20 protein-coding genes and 2 tRNA genes are annotated in these 24,337 nt (G+C 60.9%); 18 read left to right on the top strand and 4 right to left on the bottom strand.

What is annotated here, in order from left to right; genetic code table 11:
* The first annotated feature begins 104 nt into the window (after positions 1 to 104).
* The 9 genes from JWU58_RS21470 to pdeM all read left to right on the top strand — a co-directional run bounded on the left by JWU58_RS21470 (position 105) and on the right by pdeM (position 10,724).
* Positions 105 to 1,139 carry a ligase-associated DNA damage response exonuclease gene (locus tag JWU58_RS21470; RefSeq protein WP_206420949.1) on the top strand — a complete coding sequence of 345 codons (1,035 nt, stop codon included), beginning with the start codon at positions 105 to 107 and terminating at the stop codon, positions 1,137 to 1,139.
* On the top strand, positions 1,136 to 2,824 hold the full coding sequence (locus JWU58_RS21475; protein WP_197890316.1) for an ATP-dependent DNA ligase: 1,689 nt from the start codon (positions 1,136 to 1,138) through the stop codon (positions 2,822 to 2,824). Before JWU58_RS21470 ends, JWU58_RS21475 begins: the two co-directional genes overlap by 4 nt.
* A gap of 369 nt (positions 2,825 to 3,193) precedes the next feature.
* Positions 3,194 to 3,976: a transporter substrate-binding domain-containing protein gene (locus JWU58_RS21480; protein WP_024011901.1), complete on the top strand. Its 783-nt coding sequence runs from the start codon at positions 3,194 to 3,196 to the stop codon at positions 3,974 to 3,976.
* Positions 3,977 to 4,032: 56 nt separating this feature from the next.
* The gene (locus JWU58_RS21485) at positions 4,033 to 4,761 is read left to right on the top strand and encodes an ABC transporter permease (protein WP_016771383.1); all 729 of its coding nucleotides are present in this window, start codon (positions 4,033 to 4,035) and stop codon (positions 4,759 to 4,761) included.
* Positions 4,758 to 5,468 (top strand): ABC transporter permease, encoded by a 711-nt coding sequence (locus tag JWU58_RS21490; RefSeq protein ID WP_016771384.1) that lies wholly within the window; start codon positions 4,758 to 4,760, stop codon positions 5,466 to 5,468. Before JWU58_RS21485 ends, JWU58_RS21490 begins: the two co-directional genes overlap by 4 nt.
* 27 nt (positions 5,469 to 5,495) lie before the next feature.
* The gene (locus JWU58_RS21495) at positions 5,496 to 6,614 is read left to right on the top strand and encodes a succinylglutamate desuccinylase/aspartoacylase family protein (protein WP_206420950.1); all 1,119 of its coding nucleotides are present in this window, start codon (positions 5,496 to 5,498) and stop codon (positions 6,612 to 6,614) included.
* A 12-nt stretch (positions 6,615 to 6,626) separates the two neighbouring features.
* Positions 6,627 to 7,391, top strand: a complete 765-nt coding sequence (locus tag JWU58_RS21500) for an ABC transporter ATP-binding protein (RefSeq protein WP_206420951.1) — start codon at positions 6,627 to 6,629, stop codon at positions 7,389 to 7,391.
* Between the two features lie 193 nt (positions 7,392 to 7,584).
* Positions 7,585 to 10,074, top strand: a complete 2,490-nt coding sequence (locus tag JWU58_RS21505) for a ligase-associated DNA damage response DEXH box helicase (RefSeq protein ID WP_206420952.1) — start codon at positions 7,585 to 7,587, stop codon at positions 10,072 to 10,074.
* Positions 10,071 to 10,724: a ligase-associated DNA damage response endonuclease PdeM gene (gene pdeM, locus JWU58_RS21510; RefSeq protein ID WP_016771388.1), complete on the top strand. Its 654-nt coding sequence runs from the start codon at positions 10,071 to 10,073 to the stop codon at positions 10,722 to 10,724. Before JWU58_RS21505 ends, pdeM begins: the two co-directional genes overlap by 4 nt.
* A gap of 44 nt (positions 10,725 to 10,768) precedes the next feature.
* Here the strand turns inward: pdeM and JWU58_RS21515 are convergent, their stop codons facing one another.
* Complete coding sequence (locus JWU58_RS21515; RefSeq protein ID WP_016771389.1) at positions 10,769 to 10,978, bottom strand: hypothetical protein; 210 nt, start codon at positions 10,976 to 10,978, stop codon at positions 10,769 to 10,771.
* 107 nt (positions 10,979 to 11,085) lie between these two features.
* Positions 11,086 to 11,652 (bottom strand): dCTP deaminase, encoded by a 567-nt coding sequence (gene dcd, locus JWU58_RS21520; protein ID WP_007940589.1) that lies wholly within the window; start codon positions 11,650 to 11,652, stop codon positions 11,086 to 11,088.
* A 355-nt stretch (positions 11,653 to 12,007) separates the two neighbouring features.
* Between dcd and JWU58_RS21525 the strand changes: the two genes are divergently transcribed.
* Positions 12,008 to 12,217 carry a cold-shock protein gene (locus JWU58_RS21525; protein WP_002554837.1) on the top strand — a complete coding sequence of 70 codons (210 nt, stop codon included), beginning with the start codon at positions 12,008 to 12,010 and terminating at the stop codon, positions 12,215 to 12,217.
* 118 nt (positions 12,218 to 12,335) lie between these two features.
* Here the strand turns inward: JWU58_RS21525 and JWU58_RS21530 are convergent, their stop codons facing one another.
* Complete coding sequence (locus JWU58_RS21530) at positions 12,336 to 13,343, bottom strand: DUF481 domain-containing protein (RefSeq protein WP_016771390.1); 1,008 nt, start codon at positions 13,341 to 13,343, stop codon at positions 12,336 to 12,338.
* 165 nt (positions 13,344 to 13,508) lie between these two features.
* Here JWU58_RS21530 and JWU58_RS21535 point away from each other — a divergent pair, with 165 nt between their 5' ends.
* From JWU58_RS21535 to JWU58_RS21550, 4 genes are all read left to right on the top strand, one after another.
* Positions 13,509 to 13,862 carry an MGMT family protein gene (locus JWU58_RS21535; RefSeq protein ID WP_071174585.1) on the top strand — a complete coding sequence of 118 codons (354 nt, stop codon included), beginning with the start codon at positions 13,509 to 13,511 and terminating at the stop codon, positions 13,860 to 13,862.
* A gap of 43 nt (positions 13,863 to 13,905) precedes the next feature.
* Complete coding sequence (locus JWU58_RS21540; RefSeq protein WP_024011895.1) at positions 13,906 to 15,465, top strand: AmpG family muropeptide MFS transporter; 1,560 nt, start codon at positions 13,906 to 13,908, stop codon at positions 15,463 to 15,465.
* 129 nt (positions 15,466 to 15,594) lie between these two features.
* Positions 15,595 to 17,310, top strand: a complete 1,716-nt coding sequence (locus JWU58_RS21545; protein ID WP_206420953.1) for a proline--tRNA ligase — start codon at positions 15,595 to 15,597, stop codon at positions 17,308 to 17,310.
* Between the two features lie 17 nt (positions 17,311 to 17,327).
* Positions 17,328 to 18,281, top strand: a complete 954-nt coding sequence (locus JWU58_RS21550) for a hypothetical protein (RefSeq protein ID WP_206420954.1) — start codon at positions 17,328 to 17,330, stop codon at positions 18,279 to 18,281.
* A gap of 100 nt (positions 18,282 to 18,381) precedes the next feature.
* Here the strand turns inward: JWU58_RS21550 and dinB are convergent, their stop codons facing one another.
* On the bottom strand, positions 18,382 to 19,443 hold the full coding sequence (dinB, locus tag JWU58_RS21555) for a DNA polymerase IV (RefSeq protein WP_076567795.1): 1,062 nt from the start codon (positions 19,441 to 19,443) through the stop codon (positions 18,382 to 18,384).
* Positions 19,444 to 19,722: 279 nt separating this feature from the next.
* Here dinB and JWU58_RS21560 point away from each other — a divergent pair.
* The 4 genes from JWU58_RS21560 to JWU58_RS21575 all read left to right on the top strand — a co-directional run bounded on the left by JWU58_RS21560 (position 19,723) and on the right by JWU58_RS21575 (position 24,307).
* Positions 19,723 to 19,799: transfer RNA gene (locus JWU58_RS21560), tRNA-Met, on the top strand.
* 217 nt (positions 19,800 to 20,016) lie between these two features.
* Positions 20,017 to 20,093 (top strand) — tRNA-Met (locus JWU58_RS21565).
* A gap of 279 nt (positions 20,094 to 20,372) precedes the next feature.
* Positions 20,373 to 23,012: a bifunctional lysylphosphatidylglycerol flippase/synthetase MprF gene (gene mprF / locus JWU58_RS21570; RefSeq protein ID WP_206420955.1), complete on the top strand. Its 2,640-nt coding sequence runs from the start codon at positions 20,373 to 20,375 to the stop codon at positions 23,010 to 23,012.
* Complete coding sequence (locus tag JWU58_RS21575; protein ID WP_206420956.1) at positions 23,012 to 24,307, top strand: virulence factor family protein; 1,296 nt, start codon at positions 23,012 to 23,014, stop codon at positions 24,305 to 24,307. The genes mprF and JWU58_RS21575 overlap by 1 nt, the downstream gene beginning before the upstream one ends.
* The last annotated feature ends 30 nt before the right edge of the window (positions 24,308 to 24,337 follow it).

Raw genomic sequence — 24,337 nt, forward strand, 5'->3', positions numbered from 1 at the left:
GCAGGCTCGCTCCCACATTGGCTTTGCATCACCCTTAAAAGCCGATCGAACTTCCAGCCTCACGCCCGCCTCATAGCTAACAAGCCCCCCATTCCGGTCACGACATGGATCTTGTTATTGCCCGACCTGAAGGTCTCTACTGCCCCGCCGGGGATTTCTATATCGATCCGTGGCGGCCGGTCGAGCGTTCGGTGATCACCCATGCCCATGGCGATCACGCGCGCACCGGTAATCAGCACTACCTGTCGAGCAGCGCCAGCGCCGGGATTCTGCGCGCGCGTCTGGGTCAGGACATCCAGTTGCAAACACTTGACTACGGCCAGCGCCTCACCCACCACGGCGTGACCCTGAGCTTTCACCCCGCCGGGCATGTCCTCGGTTCGGCGCAGGTACGGCTCGAATACGGCGGCGAAGTCTGGGTCGCATCGGGCGATTACAAGGTCGAGCCGGACGGCACTTGCACCCCATTCGAACCGGTGCGCTGCCACACCTTCATCACCGAATCGACCTTCGGCCTGCCGATCTATCGTTGGCAGCCGCAGGCGCAGATCTTCGCCGAGATCAATCAGTGGTGGGCGGCCAATATCGCCGCCGGCAAGGCCAGCGTGCTGTTCTGCTATTCCTTCGGCAAGGCGCAGCGGATTCTCCACGGCATCGACGAAACCCTTGGCCCGATCCTCAGCCACGGCGCGGTCGAACCGCTGAACCGGGTCTACCGCGATGCCGGCGTGTACCTGCCGCCGACGATCTATGCGGGCGACGTAAAAAAAAGCGACCCGATCATGCGCCAGGCGCTGGTCATTGCTCCGCCGTCAGCAGGCGGCAGTACCTGGACGCGTCGTTTCGGCGAGTTCAGCGATGCCTTTGCCAGCGGCTGGATGCGCCTGCGCGGGACGCGGCGGCGGCGCGGCGTCGATCGCGGTTTCGTCCTTTCCGATCACGCTGATTGGCCCGGCCTGCTGTGGGCGATCCACCAGACCGGCGCGGAACGGGTGATGGTCACCCACGGCTCGATCGGCGTGCTCGTGCGCCATCTGCGCGAGCAGGGCCTGGATGCACAAGGCTTCACCACTGAATACGGCGATGACGAAGACGACAACATCGCCACCGAACCCACCGTTGCCGAGACTTCCCCATGAAAGCCTTCGCCGAGTTATATGCCGAACTCGACGCCACCACGTCGAGCAACGCCAAGCTGGCGGCGATGCAGGCGTATTTCGCGCAGGCCGCGCCGGAAGATGCCGCATGGGCGGTGTATTTCCTCTCCGGTGGCCGGCCTCGGCAACTGGTACCGGTGCGCATCCTCCGTGAGCTGGCGGTCGCAGTTTCGGGACTGGAGCCATGGCTGTTCGAAGAAAGCTACCAAGCCGTCGGCGATCTGGCCGAGACCATTTCTCTGGTGCTGCCAGAAAATTCCCACAGCTCCGAGGCCGGTCTTGCCGAATGGATCGAAGAAAAGCTGCTGCCACTTCGCGGCGAAACGCCGGAGTATCTGGCGCGCCAGTTGCCAATGTTGTGGGCACAACTGGACCGGCCGAGCCTGATGCTGTGCATCAAGCTGATCACCGGCAGTTTCCGCGTTGGCGTGTCGAAGTTGCTGGTCACCCGCGCCCTCGCCTCAATGGCCGGCCTCGACAGCAAACGCGTGGCTCAGCGTCTGGTCGGTTACACCGATCTGTCGAACCGGCCCAACGCCGCCAGTTACCTGAAACTCATCGCCCCGGAGTCCGCCGACGAACATGCCCAGCGCGGCGGCCAGCCCTACCCGTTCTTTCTCGCCCACGCCTTGGCGCAACCGGTCGAGGAATTCGAAGCTCTGCTCGGCCCGGCCAGCGACTGGCAGGTGGAATGGAAGTGGGATGGTATTCGCGCGCAAGTGGTCAAGCGCGACGGCAAGCTGTGGGTGTGGTCGCGCGGCGAGGAACTGGTGACCGAGCGCTTCCCCGAGTTCGATGTGCTCGTGCACGGCTTGCCCGACGGCACGGTGATCGACGGCGAAATCGTCGTGTGGAAGAGCACCCATCCGACTACTGAAGATGCCTTCGATCCGCATTCCGATGAGCCGCCGGCCGTGCAACCGTTCGCCCTGCTGCAACAACGCATCGGTCGCAAGACGCTCGACAAGAAGATTCTCGAAGAAGTGCCGGTGGTGGTGCTGGCTTACGATCTGCTGGAATGGCAGGGCGAAGACTGGCGCAACCAGCCACAGGTCAAGCGCCGTGCGCAACTCGAAGAGGTGATCGCGCGCTGCAACAGCCCGGTACTGCTGCCCTCCCCGGTATTGACCGGCGAGGACTGGTTCGACCTTGGCCGCCAGCGCGAAGCGTCGCGCAAACTCGGCGTCGAAGGCATGATGCTCAAGGCGCGCGATTCGCTGTATGGCGTCGGCCGGACCAAGGACATGGGCGTGTGGTGGAAGTGGAAGGTCGACCCGTTCAGCGTCGACGCGGTACTGATATATGCCCAGCGCGGACACGGCCGTCGTGCCAGCCTGTACAGCGATTACACCTTCGCCGTGTGGGACGGCCCGCCGGAATCCAGCCAGCGCTCGCTGGTGCCGTTCGCCAAGGCCTATTCGGGGCTGACCGATGAAGAAATGCGCCAGGTCGACAGCATCGTGCGCAAGACTACGGTGGAAAAATTCGGCCCGGTGAGCAGCGTCAAGCCGAGCCTGGTGTTCGAACTCGGCTTCGAGGGCATCGCCCTGTCGCGCCGGCACAAGAGCGGCATCGCCGTGCGCTTCCCGCGCATGCTGCGCTGGCGCAAGGACAAGACCGTCGAAGAAGCCGACAGCCTCGCGACTCTGCAAGACTTGTTGGCCTGATTCATTCTCGACACATCGCAGAATCCTATGGCGAGGGGATTTATCCCCGCTGGGCTGCGCAGCGGCCCCCGGCAATTTCCCCCTGAAATCGTGCACTCAGGTTTTTGCACCTGCTGCGCAGCCGATCGGGGATAAGCCCCTCGCCACAGTTTCAACTGCTCCGGGCCACGCGCTTGAACCGAAACAGTGCATGCAAACAGCAATGCCCATTTCCGGGCATTCAACTACCCTTGCCTCTCTGCACTCGACCTTTTAAAACACCTGTTCGGCACTCTGGTTCGGAAATTGCTACTTTCTATAGGTCGTAAGCGTTGCAGTAACAATAATTCTGCGCCACAAGCGCTCATATTGGTTCTTAGGGATTGAATAATGAAAAAAGCATTGCTGACCCTTTCTGCACTGGCGTTGTGCATGGCCGCCGGCTCCGCGCTGGCCAAGGAATACAAAGAGCTGCGCTTTGGCGTTGACCCTTCGTACGCACCGTTCGAGTCGAAAGCGGCCGATGGCAGCCTGGTCGGGTTCGATATCGATCTGGGCAACGCGATCTGCGCCGAACTGAAGGTCAAGTGCAAATGGGTTGAAAGCGATTTCGACGGCATGATTCCGGGCCTCAAGGCCAACAAATTCGATGGCGTGATCTCGTCGATGACCGTGACTCCGGCGCGCGAGAAGGTCATCGACTTCTCCAGCGAACTGTTTTCCGGCCCGACCGCTTACGTGTTCAAGAAAGGCTCCGGCCTGAGCGCAGACGTCGCGTCGCTGAAGGGCAAGACCGTTGGCTATGAGCAAGGCACCATTCAGGAAGCCTACGCCAAAGCCGTGCTGGACAAGGCCGGTGTGAAAACCCAGGCCTATCAGAACCAGGATCAGGTGTATTCCGACCTGACCTCCGGCCGCCTCGACGCAGCCATCCAGGACATGCTGCAAGCCGAACTGGGCTTCCTCAAGTCGCCGAAAGGCGAAGGTTACGAAGTCAGCCAGCCGGTCGACAGCGAATTGCTGCCGTCGAAAACCGCTATCGGTATCAAGAAAGGTAACACTGAGCTGAAAGCACTTTTGGATAAAGGTATCAAAGCGTTACACGACGACGGCAAATACGCCGAGATTCAAAAGAAACACTTTGGCGACCTGAATCTGTACAGCGGCAAATAATGCCCCGGCGCCCATCCTCGATGGGCGCCTTTTCCATCCGCTCAGGTTGCTGATTTATGTTTGAAACCCTCCTGCAAAATCTGGGGCTGGCCTCGTTCAGTCTGCAGGGCTTCGGCCCGTTGCTGCTGCAAGGCACCTGGATGACCATCAAATTATCGGCGATGTCGCTGCTGGTGGCCGTGTTGCTCGGCCTGCTCGGCGCCAGTGCCAAACTGTCGAAAGTCAAACTGGTGCGCCTGCCCGCGCAGCTCTACACCACGCTGATTCGCGGCGTGCCGGATCTGGTGCTGATGCTGTTGATCTTCTACAGCCTGCAAACCTGGCTGACGTCGCTCACCGATTACATGGAATGGGAATACATCGAAATCGACCCGTTCAGCGCCGGCGTGCTGACGCTGGGCTTCATTTATGGCGCGTATTTCACCGAGACCTTCCGTGGCGCCATCCTCGCGGTGCCGCGTGGTCAGGTCGAAGCCGCCACCGCGTATGGCCTCAAACGTGGCCAGCGTTTTCGCTTTGTGGTGTTTCCGCAAATGATGCGCTTCGCCCTGCCGGGCATCGGCAACAACTGGATGGTCATGCTCAAGGCCACCGCGCTGGTGTCGATCATTGGCCTCGCCGATCTGGTCAAGGCAGCGCAGGACGCCGGTAAAAGCACTTATCAACTGTTCTACTTTCTGGTCCTTGCCGCATTGATCTATCTGCTGATCACCAGTGCTTCGAACTTCATCCTGCGCTGGCTCGAACGCCGCTACGCCGCCGGTGCCCGGGAGGCCGTACGATGATCGAACTTCTCCAGGAATATTGGCGCGCCTTCCTTTATACCGACGGCCAGAACATCACCGGGCTGGCGATGACGATGTGGCTGCTGACCGCGTCGATCTGCATCGGCTTCGTCGTCTCGATCCCATTGTCGATCGCCCGCGTCTCGCCGCACTTCTACATTCGCTGGCCGGTGCAGTTCTACACCTACCTGTTCCGTGGCACGCCGCTGTATATCCAGTTGCTGATCTGCTACACCGGCATCTACAGCCTCGCCGCCGTGCGCGAGCAGCCGATCCTCGACAGTTTCTTTCGTGACGCGATGAACTGCACGATCCTCGCTTTCGCGCTCAATACCTGCGCGTACACCACGGAGATTTTTGCCGGGGCGATTCGCAGCATGAACCACGGCGAAGTCGAAGCGGCCAAGGCTTATGGCCTGACCGGCTGGAAGCTGTACGCCTACGTGATCATGCCGTCGGCATTGCGCCGCTCGTTGCCTTACTACAGCAACGAAGTGATCCTGATGCTGCACTCGACGACCGTGGCGTTCACCGCGACCATTCCCGATATTCTGAAAGTCGCGCGGGATGCCAACTCGGCGACCTTCCTGACCTTCCAGTCATTCGGCATCGCCGCGCTGATCTACCTGACCATTACTTTTGCGCTGGTCGGTCTGTTCCGCCTTGCCGAACGCCGCTGGCTGGCCTTCCTCGGGCCGACTCACTAGCACCGGTTTGAAAATAAAGAGATAACAATGCGCCACCAGATTCATGACTTGCTGGCCCCGCTGCCGGGGACCGCACGGCAGATTCACAGTTTCCACTTCGGCCCACAGCAGGCCAAGGGCAAGGTGTACATTCAGGCCTCGCTGCATGCCGACGAACTGCCCGGCATGCTGGTCGCCTGGCACCTGAAGCAGCGTCTGGCCGAGCTGGAAGCTGCCGGCCGCCTGCGCAGCGAAATCGTCCTCGTGCCGGTGGCCAACCCGGTCGGCCTCGAACAAGTGCTGATGGACGTGCCGCTGGGCCGTTACGACCTGGAGAGTGGGCAGAACTTCAATCGCTGGTTCGTCGACCTCAGCGAAGAAATCGGCAACGCCATCGAAGGCCAGCTGGACGACGATGCGCAGCACAACCTCGAACTGATCCGTGCCAGCCTGCGCGACGCCCTCGCCCGCCAGACGCCGGCCACACAACTGCAATCCCAGCGTTTGACCCTGCAACGCCTGGCCTGCGATGCCGACATGGTGCTGGACTTGCACTGCGACTTCGAATCGGTGGTGCACCTGTACACCACGCCTGAAGCCTGGCCGCAGGTCGAGCCGCTGGCACGCTATATCGAAGCCCAGGCCAGTCTGCTCGCTACCGATTCCGGCGGGCAGTCGTTCGACGAGTGCTTCACCCTGCTCTGGTGGCAACTGCGCGAGCGCTTCGGCGAGCAATTCGAGATTCCGCTGGGCAGCTTCTCGGTGACCGTCGAATTGCGCGGTCAGGGCGACGTCAATCACCCGCTGGCCAGCCGCGATTGTCAGGCGCTGATCGACTATCTGATCCAGTTCGATGCCATCGTCGGCGAGACCAAGCCGCAACCGCCACTGCCGTACCCGGCCACGCCGCTGGCCGGGGTCGAACCGGTGACCACGCCAGTCGGCGGCCTGCTGGTGTACTGCGCGACACCCGGCCAATACCTGGAAGCCGGCCAGCAGATCGCCGAAATCATCGACCCGGTCCACGACAAGGTCACCCCCATTCATTGCACCGCCGCCGGCCTGCTGTATGCGCGCTCGCTGCGGCGCATGGCCACTGCCGGCATGGTCATCGCCCACGTCGCGGGCGCCGAAGCCTATCGCAGCGGCTACCTACTTTCGCCTTGAGGATGCTCGTCCATGTACAAACTGACCGTTGAAGGCCTGCACAAAAGCTATGGCGATCATCAGGTGCTCAAAGGCGTTTCGCTCAAGGCCAAAACCGGCGACGTGATCAGCCTGATCGGCGCCAGCGGCTCGGGTAAAAGCACCTTTTTGCGCTGCATCAATTTCCTCGAGCAACCGAATGACGGCGCCATGAGCCTCGATGGCCAGGCGATCCGCATGGTCACCGACCGGCACGGCATGCACGTCGCCGACGCCGATGAACTGCAACGCCTGCGCACGCGGCTGGCGATGGTGTTCCAGCATTTCAACCTATGGAGCCACATGACGGTGCTGGAAAACATCACCATGGCCCCGCGCCGGGTGCTCGGTTGCAGTAAACAGGAAGCCAAGGATCGCGCCCGGCGGTATCTGGACAAGGTCGGCCTGCCAGCGCGGGTCGCCGATCAATACCCGGCGTTTCTCTCCGGCGGCCAGCAACAGCGCGTGGCGATCGCCCGGGCACTGGCGATGGAACCGGAAGTGATGCTGTTCGACGAACCGACCTCGGCACTCGACCCGGAACTGGTCGGCGAAGTGCTGAAAGTGATTCAGGGTCTGGCCGAAGAAGGTCGGACTATGATCATGGTTACCCATGAAATGAGTTTTGCGCGCAAGGTGTCGAATCAGGTGCTGTTTCTGCATCAGGGTCTGGTGGAAGAAGAAGGTGCGCCGGAAGACGTGCTGGGCAATCCCAAAAGCGAACGGCTGAAGCAGTTCCTCAGCGGCAATCTTAAGTAAGGTTGGCCCCCGCCCTGTGTGGGAGCGAGCCTGCTCGCGAAAGCGGTTTATCAATCAACATCAATGTTGAATGAGACATCGCATTCGCGAGCAGGCTCGCTCCCACCGGGGGAATCCACCGACCGATAAAGTTAAACTTGTCCCCCCGCTTCGCTGTCTCTGAAACAACACCTCCAGAGCGCACGCAGCCGGCATGGCGAAATCCCCCGACTTTGCAAAAACCTGGTTCAGCGCCCGCGACTGGAAGCCGTTCGCCTTTCAGAAACAGGTGTGGGCGGCGGTGAAAAACGGCGAGTCCGGATTGCTCCACGCCAGCACCGGCGCCGGCAAAACTTATGCGGTATGGTTTGCTACGCTCAACCGCTTCGCCCGCCTGCAACCGCCCGTGGCTACACCGCGCAAACGCAAACCGCCGGGCGAGCCGTTGACGGTGCTGTGGATCACGCCGATGCGCGCTCTTGCCGCCGATACCGCCCGCGCTTTACAAAGCCCGGTCGATGAATTGCAGATTCCGTGGAGCATCGGCCTGCGCACCGGCGACACCAGCAGCAGCGAACGCGCCCGCCAGGGCCGGCGTCTGCCAACGACGCTGATCACCACACCGGAAAGCCTGACTCTGCTACTGGCCCGCGCCGATGCGCGCACCGCGTTGTCGAGCCTGCGCATGATCGTCATCGATGAATGGCACGAGTTGCTCGGCAACAAACGCGGCGTGCAACTGCAACTGGCTCTCGCCCGCCTGCGTCATTGGCAGCCCGATCTGATCGTTTGGGGCGTGTCCGCCACCCTCGGTAATCAATCCCACGCCGAGCAAGTGCTGATCCCACAGGGCGGCGGCGTCAGTGTTCAGGGCAAAAGCGAAAAAACCCTGCAAGTCGACACCCTGCTGCCACCGGCCATCGAGCGTTTTCCCTGGGCCGGCCACATCGGTCTGAAGATGCTGCCGCAAGTGGTGGCCGAGCTCGACGCCTGCGCCAGCAGCCTGGTGTTCACCAACACCCGCGCGCAATCGGAGATCTGGTATCAGGCGCTGCTGGAAGCGCGGCCGGACTGGGCCGGGTTGATCGCGCTGCACCACAGCTCACTGTCACGCGATACCCGCGACTGGGTCGAGCAGGCATTAAAGAATGGTCAATTGAAAGCGGTGGTGTGTACCTCAAGCCTGGACTTGGGTGTGGATTTCCTCCCGGTCGAGCGCGTATTGCAAATCGGCTCGGCGAAAGGCGTCGCGCGCTTGATGCAACGTGCCGGGCGTTCCGGCCACGCGCCGGGGCGCACCTCGCGGGTGACGTTGGTGCCGACCCACAGCCTGGAGCTGATCGAAGCGGTCGCCGCACGCGATGCCGTCGAACAGCGGCGCATCGAGCCGCGTCTGTCACCGCGCAAGCCGCTGGATGTGCTGGTCCAGCATTTGGTCAGCATGGCCCTTGGAGGTGGGTTTATTCCTGAAGACTTGTACGAAGAAGTCCGGGGTGCCTGGGCTTATCGTGACCTGACAGCGGCAGACTGGGCCTGGGCGCTGGCGTTCGTACGCCATGGCGGGATGTCTCTTACAGCGTATCCGGATTACCGCCGGGTCGAGCCGGACGAACACGGCGTCTGGCGTGTGCCGGATGCGCGTCTGGCGCGGCGCCATCGTATGAGCATCGGCACCATCGTCAGCGACGCGAGCATCAACCTGAAATTCTGGAGCAAGGGAGGCGGCGGCAAACAACTGGGCAGCGTCGAGGAAGGCTTTATCGCGCGACTGAAACCCGGCGATGGTTTCCTCTTCGCCGGGCGCTTGCTGGAGCTGGTGCGGGTGGAAAACATGACCGCCTACGTCAAACGCAGCACCGCAAAAAAAGCCGCCGTGCCGCGCTGGAATGGCGGGCGCATGCCGTTATCCAACGAACTGGCCGAAGCAGTGGTGACGCGCTTCAGCTCCGCTGCTCAAGGTCAGTTCAACGGCCCGGAAATGCACGCGCTGCGGCCGCTGCTGGAGACGCAGATACGCTGGTCCGGCTTGCCCACCACGGAAAACCTGCTGGCCGAGGTATTGAAATCCCGCGAGGGCTGGCACCTTTTCATCTATCCGTTCGCCGGGCGCCAAGTGCATCTGGGACTGGCGAGCCTGTTGGCGTGGCGCGTCAGTCAGCGCCAGCCGGTGACCTTCTCGATTGCCGTGAATGATTACGGCCTGGAACTGCTCAGCGCCACGCCGGTGGATTGGGCCACGCATCTCGACGCTCACCTGTTCAACGCCGATGACTTGTTGCTGGACGTGCTGGCCAGCCTCAATGCCGGTGAACTGGCGTTGCGCCGCTTTCGCGAAATCGCGCGGATCGCCGGGCTGGTGTTCGCCGGGTATCCGGGCGCACCGAAAAGCACCCGCCAGGTGCAGGCGTCGAGTGGCTTGTTCTTCCAGGTGTTCAAACAATATGACGCCGACAACCTGCTGCTGGCCCAGGCCGGGGAAGAAGTCCTACGCGAAGAACTGGATATTCGCCGCCTGGAACAGACACTGGAGCGCATCAATCAGATGAAACTGGACGTGCATCAGGTTAAACGTCCTACACCGTTGGGTTTTCCGCTGCTGGTGGAGCGGATGCGCGAGAGCATGAGTTCGGAAAAACTGGCTGACAGGATCAGAAGAATGGTCGGTGACCTGGAAAAAACCGCTGATAACGGAAAATCGTCGTGAGTGCGTACCCAGTGCGTTTGGCCGGTGAGGAGTTGTGGCTGCTGCCGGAGAAAGCCCTGTACTGGCCAGCGCAGGAAGCATTGCTGATCGCCGATGTGCACTTCGGTAAGGCGGCGGCCTATCGCAGCCTCGGCCAGCCGGTGCCGCATGGCACGACGGCGAGCAACATCGAGGTGATCGACGCATTGCTGGCGCGGCTGCCGTGTCGCCAATTGATTTTTCTCGGGGATTTTCTGCATGGGCCTGGTTCCCATGTCCCGACCACACTGAATGCGCTGGCAGAGTGGCGAGCGCGGCACGCTGACCTGCCGATGACGCTGATTCGCGGCAACCATGATAAACGCGCAGGCGACCCGCCGGCCTCGCTGAATATCCGCGTGGTGCCAGAACCGCTGTTACTCGGGCCGTTTGCCTTGCAGCATGAGCCCGATGCGCATCCGGAACGGCACGTGCTCGCCGGCCACGTTCACCCGGTCTATCGGCTGCATGGCAAAGGTCGGCAGAGTCTGCGCCTGGCTTGTTTCAGACTCGGTGAGCGCATCAGCCTGATGCCGGCATTCGGTGCGTTTACCGGTGGCTATCAGGTCGAGCGGGACGACAGTTGCAAGGTCTTCGTGATCGGCGACAACGAAATATGGCCCGTCAGCTAGATCGCAAATCGATCAGGCTGACGGGCCATATTCATGACAGTGGGTCAGGCGACAGGCGCCGGAGGCGGTTCGTCCGGCAGGGTCGGTTCGCCTGGTTCGGTCGGTTGTTCGTTGGGAGTATCGGGATCGGGCTGGCCGGGCACGCCGCCGGACAGGCTCAAAGACGGATTCGCCAGTAACGACCAGGCCAGAACGCCTATCTGATTGGGCTCAAGCCTTGCCAGTTCAGCGCTGATTCGCGGGTCGATCTTCATAGGGCACTCCTCAGTGAAGGCCCGAATTTGTGTGTAACAAAAACGGGCAGTACACCCCATAGAGTGTCTGCCCGCCAAAGAATTCCCGACATCCGTCAGATGGTCGATCAGGTACGCGGCAAGGTTACGCCACGCTGGCCCTGATATTTGCCGCCACGATCCTTGTAGGAAACTTCACATTCTTCATCGGATTCGAGGAAGAGCATCTGCGCCACACCTTCGTTGGCGTAGATTTTCGCCGGCAGGTTGGTGGTGTTGGAAAATTCCAGGGTCACATGACCTTCCCACTCAGGCTCGAGCGGAGTGACGTTGACGATGATGCCGCAGCGCGCGTAGGTGCTTTTACCCAGGCAGATGGTCAGCACGTTGCGCGGAATGCGGAAGTACTCGACGGTGCTGGCCAGGGCGAAGGAGTTCGGCGGAATGATGCAGACGTCGCTGTGGATGTCGACGAAGCTGCCGGCGTCGAAGTTCTTCGGGTCGACAATGGCCGAGTTGATGTTGGTGAACACCTTGAAGTGGTTGGTGCAACGCACATCGTAGCCGTAGCTCGACACGCCGTAGGAAATCACCCGGCTGTCGTCGCTGCCGCGCATCTGGCGCTCGACGAACGGTTCGATCATGCCGTGTTCCTGCGCCATGCGGCGAATCCACTTGTCCGATTTGATGCTCATGGCGGGTTTGTCCTGAATAGCGAGGTGGAAAAATTCTGTCCGGCATCTTACCGGGCGCGTCGCCGCGATCAAAGTGCGCAACGCAATTCTCGGCGAACACCCCGTATTTACGCGCTGTGGCGACGAACCGTCGCACCGCCGATCCCTAAAACACAGAATCCTTTGCAAGAAACATTGGCACGTTCCGGAAAAAGGGTTAAGGTGGCGTCACTGTGTTGCTTGTGTCACTGAGAATCTCTACACGATATGTTGAATTTCGATCCAACCATCTACAAGAATTTTTCCTGCTCTTTGCACTCAGTCTCGGCCAGGGTTTTTCCTGAGTCGCAGTTATCTTTGTTCAAGGAGTTACACCATGTCTAATCGCCAAACCGGTACCGTTAAGTGGTTCAACGATGAAAAAGGCTTCGGCTTCATCACTCCACAATCCGGTGACGACCTGTTCGTTCACTTCAAAGCTATCCAATCCGACGGCTTCAAAAGCCTGAAAGAAGGCCAACAGGTTTCTTTCATCGCTACCCGCGGTCAGAAAGGCATGCAAGCTGAAGAAGTACAAGTTATCTAACTTGTAGCTTCTTTAGAAAAGAGCCCCGCCCTTAAAAGCGGGGCTTTTTTGTGGGCGCCTGTTTTGTTCAGGCAAAAAAAATCGCAACCCGAAAGGCTGCGATTTTTCGTTTGTGCTTTTACCAGGCCACACCAAACCCTGCGGTATATCGGGTCTTGTTCAGATCCGCATCGTTGGTGCCGCTGATGATGTCGCGCTCGGCCTTGAGGTTGAGCGACGCCCAGTCGGTGACCTTGTAGCGCAGGCCCAGCTCGGCATCCAGTGCGTAATCGGCAACGCCCGAGAGCGGCTTGCCGACTTCGCCATTGGTGAAAAACTCGACCTTCTTGCCGATCAGGTAACGGTTGTAGTCCCACTTCATCGCGACGGAATAGAAGTTGTCCTTGCTGCCATCGCGGTATTCATAGTCGGTGCGGTTGAGCAACGAACCCAGCGAGAACGCGCCGAGTTCGTCGTCCCAGAACTGGTAGCCCGGACCGGTACCGACCACACGCTGACGCGCCAGCTCTTCGATGTGATCACGCTTGTAGTTGATGCGCCCCTGCCAGAACCACTGATCGGTGAGGAAACGGTCGAGGGAATATTCGGCGCGCCAGTTGTTGGTGGTGGTTTCCGCATCCTGGACTTCGCGGTTGTACTCGCCCTCGCCGGTATGCCGCCAGCGGCCATGGCGAGCAGAAGTCTTGAAGGCAACGTCGTAATCGTCGGTGTCCTTTTCGGCGCGCTGATAGTCCAGCGCCAGATCGACGTTGCCCTTCCACACCAGGTCGGTGACGATCGGCTTGGGCTTGAGTATCTGCTGAATGCTCGCCAATTCGACAGTCTTCGGCTCCTCGCCGTTGGCCAGGGTGACCTTGCCATCGTCGGCCGCGGTGAGCGACTTCGACACTTCGCCGGCATAGGCGTCCTGCTTGACCAGCAGATGCTGATCGCTGTCGAGGGTCTTGACCTCTTTCCAGTCAATCGCCACTGCGCCGGCGTATTTGGTCTGGATCAACAGCTTGCCGCCGTCGAATACCGTGATAGTGCCACTCAGCTTGTCGCCGTTTTTCAACCAGACGGTGTCGGCAAGCAGGGGCGTGGACGCGCTGAAAACAGCAAGGCACAACAGGGTTCTGGGGAACATAAGCAGATCGGGGGCTCGGAGTTGGCGAAAAGGGTCGGCATTATCCGTAGGATTTTGCCCATGACAAGGACTGACCGGACTATTTCAATTGAGTTCATTTCTCAATTGCGCCACGAGCGATTACCCTTGTCGCCATCATCACGCCAATGCTCAGGAGCCGCGTACGTGAAAGACCCGCTCGACAGCGTCGAAAATGATGCGCAAATCCGACGCACGGCACTCTACTCGACGCTCGCGCAAGTGCCTGAAGGCAAAGTCGTCAGTTATGGCCAGTTGGCCGAACTTGCCGGGCTGGGCCGCGCCGCGCGCTGGGTCGGGCGGACTTTGAGCCAGTTGCCTGGCGACACCAGGCTGCCCTGGCACCGCGTACTCGGCGCCGGCGGGCGCATCAGTCTGCCGGTCGGCAGCCCCTCCGGTGATGAACAACGTGCGCGATTGCGTATGGAAGGCATCACCGTCCAGAACAATCGTGTGGATATTCGGCGCCATGGCTGGCGTCCGGTAGAGCACAGCGGTTAGAGTGCGCGCTTTGTTTTCGCAATTTTGAGGCAGACTTCAGCCCATGCCCCGTAAAACCTGGCGCGCCGCGCTCGCCGCCTATGCCAGTCCTTCGACGCTCGTGCTGTTGTTGCTCGGTTTTGCCGCCGGCCTGCCGTACATGCTGGTGTTCTCGACGCTCTCCGTATGGCTGCGTGAAGCAGGCGTGGCCCGTGAAACCATTGGCTATGCCAGCCTGATCGGCCTGGCGTATGCGTTCAAATGGGTCTGGTCGCCCCTGCTTGACCAATGGCGCCTGCCCTTGCTGGGCAAGCTCGGCCGCCGCCGTTCCTGGCTGGTGCTCTCCCAGGCACTGGTGATTCTCGGGCTGATCGGCATGGGCTTCTGTGATCCGCAAAAACATTTGTCCTGGCTGATCGCCATTGCCGTCGTCGTCGCCTTCGCCTCGGCCACGCAGGATATCGCGGTCGACGCCTATCGCCTGGAAATCGCCGATGACAGCCGCCAGGCCGCCCTCGCCGCCAGCTACATGTCCGGTTATCGTGTTGCTGCCCTGCTCGCCACCGCCGGCGCGCTGTTCTTCGCCGAAGGTTTCGGCTCAACCGGCTTCAACTATAAGCACGCGGCGTGGACCGGCACCTATGTACTGTTTGGCGCATTGATGGTGCCCGCACTGCTGACTACGCTGTTCATGCGCGAACCACCGGTGCCGCTGCGCACGCAGTTGCAGGCCGGGCGCTACACGTTCATGCATCAATTGATGTCGGTGTTCGTGCTGATCGTTTTGCTGGTTTCCGTGCCGGCGATGTTCACCCAGCTGTACAACACGGATTTTGCCGGCGTGCTGTTTGGCGACATGAGCCCGCTCGACCTGCTCCTCGAAGATCGCGCCTTTCTGCGCGCCATCCTCTACATATTGCTGACGGGGATGTGCCTGTCGGCCATGGGCCGGCGCGGACTGGCGCCGGTACTGACGCCGATCAATGACTTCATCCTGCGTTATCGCTGGCAGGCGCTGTTGCTGCTGGGCCTGATCGCGACCTATCGCATGTCGGACACGGTAATGGGCGTGATGGCCAACGTGTTCTACATCGACCAGGGTTTCACCAAGGATCAGATCGCCAGTGTCAGCAAGATTTTCGGCCTGATCATGACCCTCGTCGGCGCCGGCATGGGTGGCCTGTTGATCGTGCGTTTCGGCATTCTGCCGATCCTGTTTATCGGCGGTGTGTCTTCGGCAGCGACCAACCTGCTGTTCGTCATGCTCGCGGACATGGGCCCGAACCTGCAGATGCTGGTGGTGACCATTTCCCTCGACAACTTCAGCTCGGGCCTGGCGACATCGGCGTTCGTTGCCTACCTGTCGAGCCTGACCAACCTGAAGTTTTCCGCAACGCAGTACGCCCTGCTCAGCTCGATCATGTTGCTGCTGCCGCGCCTGATGGGCGGCTATTCCGGCGTGCTGGTCGAGAAGTTCGGTTATCACAGCTTCTTCCTCATTACCGCCCTGCTCGGCGTACCGACGCTGCTACTGATCGCGCTGCACTGGTTCCAGGAGCGCCGCCGCGAAGGGCAGACACCGACGCCCGAGCCTGCACCGACGCCCGTCACCGAAGAATCGTAGGACGCTTCGCCAATGGCGGGAGGAATCCCGCCGCTGGCGCCTTCCGCCGGCCACACTTCTGTACGTCAGCAAAACTCGCCGGTACACTGCTCCGTCATTTCCAGTCATAGCAACCGACAACGGCCAACCATGCGCACCAGTCAATTTTTGCTCGCCACACAGAAAGAAACGCCTTCCGACGCGGTCGTGATCAGCCACCAGCTGATGCTGCGCGCCGGCATGATCCGCAAGCTTGCCTCGGGCCTGTACACCTGGCTGCCGATGGGCCTGCGAGTCATGCGCAAGGTCGAAGCCATCGTTCGCGAAGAAATGAACGCTGCCGGTTCTCTGGAAGTGTTGATGCCGAGCACCCAACCGGCCGAGCTGTGGCAGGAATCGGGGCGCTGGGAAGAATACGGCCCTGAGCTGCTGCGCATCAAAGACCGCCACGGTCGTGATTTCTGCGCGGGCCCGACCCACGAAGAGGTGATCACCGATCTGATGCGCAACGAGTTGAGCAGCTACAAACAGCTGCCAATCAACCTGTACCAGATCCAGACCAAATTCCGCGACGAAATCCGCCCGCGCTTTGGTTTGATGCGCGGCCGCGAATTCATCATGAAGGACGCCTACTCCTTCCACGCTGATCAGGCGTCGCTGCAGGTCACCTACGACCGCATGCATGAAGCCTACTGCAACATCTTCACGCGTCTGGGTCTGAAATTCCGTCCGGTAGAAGCCGACAACGGCTCCATCGGCGGCGCCGGCTCCCACGAATTCCACGTGCTGGCCGAGTCCGGCGAAGACGATATCGTCTTCAGCAACGGCTCCGACTACGCGGCGAACATCGAAAAAGCCGAAGCGGTGCCACGGGAAACCTCGCGTCCTGCGCCAACCGAAGAACTGCGCTTGGTCGATACGCCAGACACCAAGACCATCGCGGCGCTGGTGGAAAAATTCAATCTGCCGATTGAAAAGACCATCAAGACCCTGATCGTCCACGCCGAAGAAGAAGGCAAGCTGATCGCGCTGGTGATTCGTGGCGACCACGAACTGAACGAAATCAAGGCTGCCAACCAGCCTGGCGTGGCCAGCCCGCTGGTGATGGCCTCCGATGCCGAACTGCGTGACGCGATCGGCGCCGGCGCTGGTTCGCTCGGCCCGCTGAACCTGCCACTGCCGATCATCATCGACCGCTCGGTCGCGATGATGAGCGACTTCGGCATTGGCGCGAACACCGACGACAAGCACTACTTCGGCGTGAACTGGGAGCGCGATCTGCCGGTTCCGACCGTTGCCGACCTGCGCAACGTCGTCGCCGGCGACCCAAGCCCGGACGGCAAAGGCACGCTGGAAATCAAGCGCGGCATCGAAGTCGGCCACATCTTCCAGCTGGGCAACAAGTACAGCAAGGCGATGAAGTGCGAAGTGCTGGGCGAAAACGGCAAGCCGGTGACCCTGGAAATGGGTTGCTACGGCATCGGCGTATCGCGCGTGGTGGCTGCTGCCATCGAGCAGAACAACGACGCCAACGGCATCATCTGGAGCGACACCCTGGCGCCGTTCCAGATTGCTCTGGTACCGCTGCGCTATGAAACCGAGCAGGTGCGCGAAGCCACCGACAAGCTGTACGCCGAACTGACGGCGGCCGGCTTCGAAGTGCTGCTGGACGATCGCGACAAGAAAACCAGCCCGGGCATCAAGTTTGCGGACATGGAGCTGATCGGCATTCCCCACCGGATCGTGGTCAGCGACCGCGGCCTCGCCGAAGGCAACCTGGAATACAAGAGTCGTTCCGAAGCAGAGGCGCAAGCACTGCCGGTGGCCGATGTTGTGTCCTTCCTTCAGGCCCGTATCCGCCGCTGAAACCAGATAGAGACGTCATGTTCAAGCGAAACACCTTAGGCCTCGGTGGCGCCGCCCTGTGCGGCGCCCTGCTGGTCAGCGGCTGCGCCAATCACATGTCGCAACGCAGCGAGCACGAAGAGCGGGTCGAGCGAAAACTGCTCGATCACAGCCTGCAGATCGATGTCGGCGAGCCCAAGGTGCTCGAGCTGCCGCAGCGACGCGTGAAGATCAACGAGCAGAAGACTTTCGAAGTCACCGAGTTCGAGGTCACCCGTCGTTACGACCGCTACACGCCTTACCAACCCTGGCGCGAAGTCTACGAGATTCCGCTGGGCGCGGTGGCCGTGGTCGGTGGTGTCGGTGCGAACGTGGTCAACGTGTTCGCTCTCGGTAACCTGCCGGACAGCGTCACCCGGGATTGGCTGAGCTACGGTTTCGCCGGGCTCAACCCGTTCATGAACGTGCAGTCCAACGGTCGCGCGCAGCAGAACCTCGCGGGCATCGATGAAGTCCAGCGCGACAAGCGCACGGAGTATTCGAGCCTGCCGTGGAGCGAACGACCGGTGCAGGTCAAGGCCGGCAAGCAGACATTCGACATGACCACCGACCGCAACGGCGTGCTGCGCTTGAATCTGCTCGACAGCCCTTTCGCCGAACATGACCTCAACCATGTTGGCCGCTTGCAGATCAGTGTCGAAGACGCCAAGGACGACGTGCATACCGACTCGACCCTGATGCTCAGCGGCCACCTGCGCGGCAAGTTGATCGAGGCGCACGGGCTGATTTATGACGACCTGGAAGATGATGAGGTGAGCCAGTGGGTACACCGGGTCAAACGCCTGTCGGAGCTGGGCCTGGAAGAAGAAGCCAGCGAACTGGAACAAAGCCTGATCGAACTGACCCGCAATGATCCTGAGTTGCAGACTGAGTTTCTCAAGTCTCTGGCCAAGGATGCCGGGCGCCTGGTTGCAGATCCGGGACCGAATTAAAGCTTAAAAGCTTCGCGAGCAGGCTCGCTCCCCCAGAGGAATGCATTCTAACTGTGGGAGCGAGCCTGCTCGCGAAGAGGCCCTGCCAGGCGCCGCGAATCTACCGCTCAAACAACTCCATCTGCTCAAACCCGCCGCGCAAATCCTCCAGCCTCACCCCCACCCCCAACAACCGCACCGGTTTGCCGCCGCGATTGAACGCCTGCGTCAGCATCAACTGGTAACTGCCAAGGTCACGCCCTGCCCCGGCCTGCTCCAGCGTGGTCTGGGTGAAATCATGAAATTTGACTTTGACGAACGGCTTGCCCGGTCGATAACTGCTGTCGATTCGGGCCATGCGGGTTTTCAGGGTATCGAGCAGCTCGGGCAATTTGTCCAGGCAGCTGCGCAAGTCCGGCAGATCCACGTCGTAGGTGTTTTCCACGCTAATCGACTGACGGCGGCTGTCGTTGTGCACCAGACGGTCATCGATCCCACGGGCAAGATTCCACAAGCGCTCGCCGAAGCTGCCGAATTCGCGCACCAGCGCCAGCCTGCCCCACTCGCGAAGGTGCTGGCAGTCAACGATGCCAAGCTTGCCGAGCTTGTCGGCGGTGACCTTGCCGACGCCGTGCAGCTTGCTCACCGGCAGACCACTGACGAACTCTTCGACCTGATCCGGGGTGATCACGAACAAACCGTTGGGTTTTTTCCAGTCGCTGGCGATCTTCGCCAGAAACTTGTTCGGCGCAACGCCTGCGGAAACGGTGATGTGCAACTGATTGGAGACCCGGCGACGAATGTCCTGAGCGATGCGCGTGGCGCTGCCGCCGAAGTGCGCGCTGTCCGACACATCGAGGTAGGCCTCGTCCAGCGAAAGCGGCTCGATCAGGTCGGTGTAGTCGGCAAAGATCGTATGAATCTCCTTTGACGCTTCGCGATAAGCCTCCATGCGCGGCTTGACGATGGTCAGGTCCGGGCACAGCTTTAATGCATGCCCGGAAGCCATTGCCGAGCGCACACCATAGGCGCGCGCTTCGTAATTGCAGGTGGCGATCACCCCGCGTCGATCCGCCGAACCACCCACCGCCAACGGCTTGCCGGCCAGACGCGGATCATCGCGCATCTCGATGGCGGCGTAGAAACAGTCACAGTCGATGTGGATGATTTTTCGCTGGGTCATGTCGGAAAAAGACAACGTGGAAAGCCGGAGCGGCAGTATCTCATTGGCACCTGTATATAGCACCAGTGGTTGAATGTTCTTTTCCGACCGTAGGAGATTTCCGCTGAATTTATTTTTTCAATCACAGATCAAGGTGCAATAGAGCTGAAAGCCTTGCGCTACCTGCCCTGCGCACCAGCCAACCGCCGCGAAAAGACGCTAAGCGCTTGAACCTGAACAGATTTATCCAGATCGACGGTTGACACACTCGCGAACCTCTGTAGAATGCCGCCACACAGACGCGGGATGGAGCAGTCTGGTAGCTCGTCGGGCTCATAACCCGAAGGTCGTCGGTTCAAATCCGGCTCCCGCAACCAAACATCAGAAAAGGCTACTCGAAAGAGTGGCCTTTTTTGTGCGCGTCTGTTTTGCAAACGGGCGCCCTGCTTAATCGCTAGCGAAACGGCAATTCGTTGCATTTCCGAAACTTACGCATCACCTGCGACCGTTTGCCGCGATTTCGCAGTTATTTGGCCCATTCCGGGATTAGCGGTTGACACCTCGTCGTTCGCCTGTAGAATGCCGCCACACAGACGCGGGATGGAGCAGTCTGGTAGCTCGTCGGGCTCATAACCCGAAGGTCGTCGGTTCAAATCCGGCTCCCGCAACCAAACATCAAAAAAGGCTACTCGAAAGAGTGGCCTTTTTTGTATCTGTTGAAAAAGTCCTTTCGCAACAATGATCTGTCACTGTGCAGTGAACCGCTGGGGATCATCAGAACCACTGACTTGCGACTATGCTTGAGTCGCAGACAGGGCTTCTGCAATCCAGGAACTGCCCTCGCCGATGCCCGACGAGAGGCGTAGTATTTTGTGATTATTTTTTTCTACAGGGATTGGTAACTTGGCTGGATACCTCCATCCTGTCGCGCACAATCCAAGAGGTGATTGATGCGCGCCAACTCGTCTGATCCACAAGACACCGTTACAGCAGAACAACCGATCAAACCCGAGCGTTTGCGCTGGCTGGATCGATTAAGCAAATACCGTCAGCCGATCGGTCTGGCCGTCACGTTGCTGCTGTTTGCCATTGCCCTGATTGCCTGCCGCCATCTGCTCGCCGAGCTCGATCTCGACGCGCTGCATGACTCGATTCTCGACGTGCCGAAACCGGCCCTGCTCGGCGCCATTGGCGCGACCGTGGTCGGTTTCATCATTCTGCTCGGCTATGAATGGTCGGCCAGCCGCTACGCTGGCGTGAAACTGCCGCCGCGCACACTCGCGCTCGGCGGTTTCACCGCTTTTGCGATCGGCAATGCGATCGGCCTGTCGCTGCTGTCCGGCGGCTCGGTTCGTTATCGTTTATATGCGCGACTGGGCGTCGGTGCGTCGGAAGTTGCGCACATGACGCTATTTGCCAGCCTCTCGCTGGGCTGCGCCTTGCCGCCACTGGCAGCGCTGGCCACCCTGAGCAACCTGCCCGCCGCCTCGCAAGCGCTGGGACTGTCCGAAGTCTTGCTCGGCTCGGTCGCCGCTGGCGTACTGATCCTCGGTGCAGTGCTGGCGATCGGCATCTATCGCCGTCGTCTGCCGGAACAACCCTACCCCGACAATCTGCTGGTCCGTGCCGGGCGGCGCACCCTGCGTCTGCCGGGTCGGCGCCTGACCTTTCTTCAACTCGTAATCACCGCCCTCGACGTCGCGGCTGCCGCCACCGTTCTGTATTTGTTGCTGCCGGAAGCGCCGCCGTTTGCGCCGTTCCTGCTGGTGTACCTGCTGGCCCTCGCCGCCGGTGTCCTCAGTCATGTACCTGGCGGCGTCGGTGTGTTCGAGGCGATTCTGCTCGCCGCGTTTGCCGACAAGCTTGGCGCCGCACCGCTGGCCGCTGCCCTGCTGCTGTATCGCCTGATCTACGTGGTGCTGCCGCTGCTGGTCGCTTGCGTATTGCTGCTGATCAACGAAGGCCAGCGCCTGTTCCAATCCCAGACCATGCGCGCCGCGTCCGGTCTGGCCGCGCCGGTTCTGGCGGTGCTGGTGTTTCTGTCTGGCGTGGTGCTGCTGTTTTCCGGCGCCACACCGGAAATCGACACTCGTCTGGAACACATCGGTTTTCTGATCCCGCATCGCCTGGTCGACGCGTCGCATTTCGGCGCCAGCCTGATTGGCGTTTTGTGTCTGTTGCTCGCCCAAGGTCTGCGCCGACGCCTGTCGGCGGCGTGGATGCTGACCGTCATTCTGCTGCTGGTCGGCGCCCTGCTCTCGCTACTCAAAGGCTTCGACTGGGAAGAAGCCACGCTGATGACGTTTACGGCCGCGCTGCTCGGCGTGTTCCGCCGCTCCTTCTATCGCCCGAGCCGTTTGACCGAACTGCCGTTTTCGCCGCTGTATCTGGTCGCCAGTCTCTGCGTGCTGGGCGCTTCGGCCTGGTTGCTGCTGTTTGCCTATCAGGACGTACCCTACAGCCACCAGCTGTGGTGGCAGTTCACCCTCGACGCTGACGCGCCGCGCGGTCTGCGCTCGCTGCTCGGTGCGGCGGTGTTGCTGGTAATAATCTCGCTGACCTGGCTGCTGCGCACCGCGCGCCCGGTGATTCATTTGCCGACGCCGGACGAACTGGATCGCGCGGCAAAAATCCTCATGGCCTCGTCACAACCCGACGGCGGCCTCGCGCTGACCGGTGACAAGGCGTTGCTGTTTCATCCCAACGATGAGGCGTTCCTGATGTACGCCCGTCGTGGCCGCAGTCTGGTGGCGCTGTACGACCCGATCGGGCCGAGCCAGCAACGTGCGGAAATGATCTGGCAGTTCCGCGACCTTTGCGACATCCACCATACGCGCCCGGTTTTCTATCAGGTACGTGCGGAGAACCTGCCGTACTACATGGACATCGGCCTGACGGCGATCAAGCTCGGCGAAGAAGCCCGGGTCGATCTGCTGCGCTTCGATCTGGAAGCCAAGGGCAAGGAGATGAAGGACCTGCGCTACACCTGGAACCGTGGCACCCGCGATGGTCTGTCGCTGGAAATCCATGAGCCGGGCCAAGCGCCGATGGACGAGCTGAAGGTGATTTCCGATGCCTGGCTGACCGGCAAGAACGTGCGTGAGAAAGGCTTCTCCCTCGGCCGTTTCAGCGACGATTACCTGAAGCATTTCCGCATTGCGGTGATTCGCTTCGAAGGCCGCCCGGTGGCGTTCGCCAATCTGCTCGAGACCTACAGCCACGATCTGGCCAGTCTCGACCTGATGCGCGCGCACCCGGAAGCGCCCAAGCTGACCATGGAATTCATGATGGTCGGCCTGATTCAACACTATAAGAGTCACGGATACGCGCGCTTCAGCCTGGGCATGGTGCCGTTGTCGGGGCTGCAACCCCGGCGCGGCGCACCGCTGACCCAGCGCCTGGGCTCGATGGTTTTCCGCCGTGGTGAGCAGCTGTACAACTTCCAAGGCTTGCGCCGCTTCAAAGACAAGTTCCAGCCTGACTGGGAACCCCGTTATATGGCCGTGCCCGCCGGACTCGATCCGCTCGTGGCACTGGCCGACACTGCTGCCCTGATCGCGGGCGGCTTGACTGGATTGGTGAAACGCTGATGATTCAACGCTCCCTGAAGTACATCCTGGCCGCCCTGCTGGTGCTGGCCGTGATTGCCGGCGGCGGTTACTGGTACCTCAAACGTCCGGCACCGGAACCGACCGTCGAACAACTGAAACCCGCCGATGGCACCGCCATGACCCGCGTGATCCCCGGCAACAAGCCGAAGGCTCAGGTGCTGGTGGCCGTCACCGACGAACAGAAGCTCTCCGAGAAACAACTGACCACCCTCAGCCGCAGCGCTTCGGCGCAAATCGTCCAGGTGATCCTGCCCAAGGACTGCCTGCTGCAAAGCCGCGCCCTGCAATCGGGCCTGCGCGAACTGAACGGCCCGGCCACCCTGGTCAGCGGTATCGGCCCGGGCGCTGTACTGGCGTGGCGCTGGCTGGCGGAACAGAAAAACGACAAGGCCCAGGCCATCTCCGTTGATCTGGCCCTGGAAAAACCCGGCTGCACCCACCTGCTGCCGAAATCCGCCGCCCACGGCCACTGGCTGGTGGCGTGGAACGACAACCCGGACGACGCCAGCGCAGGCTTCGTCCGCGATCAGCCGAACGCCGAAACCAGCATCAGCGACTACGACATCAACCTGCCGCAAGTGCTGAACAACGAACTGCGCAAAATCCTCGTCGGCGGCGACAAGGCCAACGGCGGCCTGGCGATCCCGGTGGTGGAAGTGCCGGCCGGTCAGGCCAACGACACCGTGACCCTGTTCCTCTCCGGCGACGGCGGCTGGCGCGACCTCGACCGCGACGTGGCCGGGGAAATGGCCAAGATCGGCTACCCGGTGGTCGGCATCGATACCCTGCGCTACTACTGGCAGCACAAGAGCCCGGAGCAGAGTGCACTGGATCTCACCGAGCTGATGCAGCACTACCGGCAGAAATGGGGCACCAAGCGCTTCATCCTCACCGGCTACTCGTTCGGCGCTGACGTCCTCCCGGCGATCTACAACCGCCTGCCAGAAAACGAACAGCAGCGCGTCGACGCGATCATCCTGCTCGCCTTCGCCCGCACCGGCAGCTTTGAAATCGAAGTCGAAGGCTGGTTGGGTAACGCCGGCAAAGAAGCCGCCACCGGCCCGGAAATGGCCAAACTGCCGGCGGCCAAGGTTGTGTGCATCTATGGTGAAGAAGAGACCGATGAAAGTGGCTGCACGGACAAGACTGCTGTGGGTGAAGCGGTGAAACTGCCCGGCGGGCATCACTTTGATGAAAACTATCCAGCGCTGGCCAAGCGCTTGGTGGAGCTGATTCAGAAGCGCCAGAGCAAGGATTCGGTGGCTGAAGAGTGATCTGAAGCGCACCAAGAAAAGCCCCCGCAA

The sequence above is a fragment of the Pseudomonas atacamensis genome, from assembly GCF_017167965.1.
GTDB lineage: Bacteria > Pseudomonadota > Gammaproteobacteria > Pseudomonadales > Pseudomonadaceae > Aquipseudomonas > Aquipseudomonas atacamensis.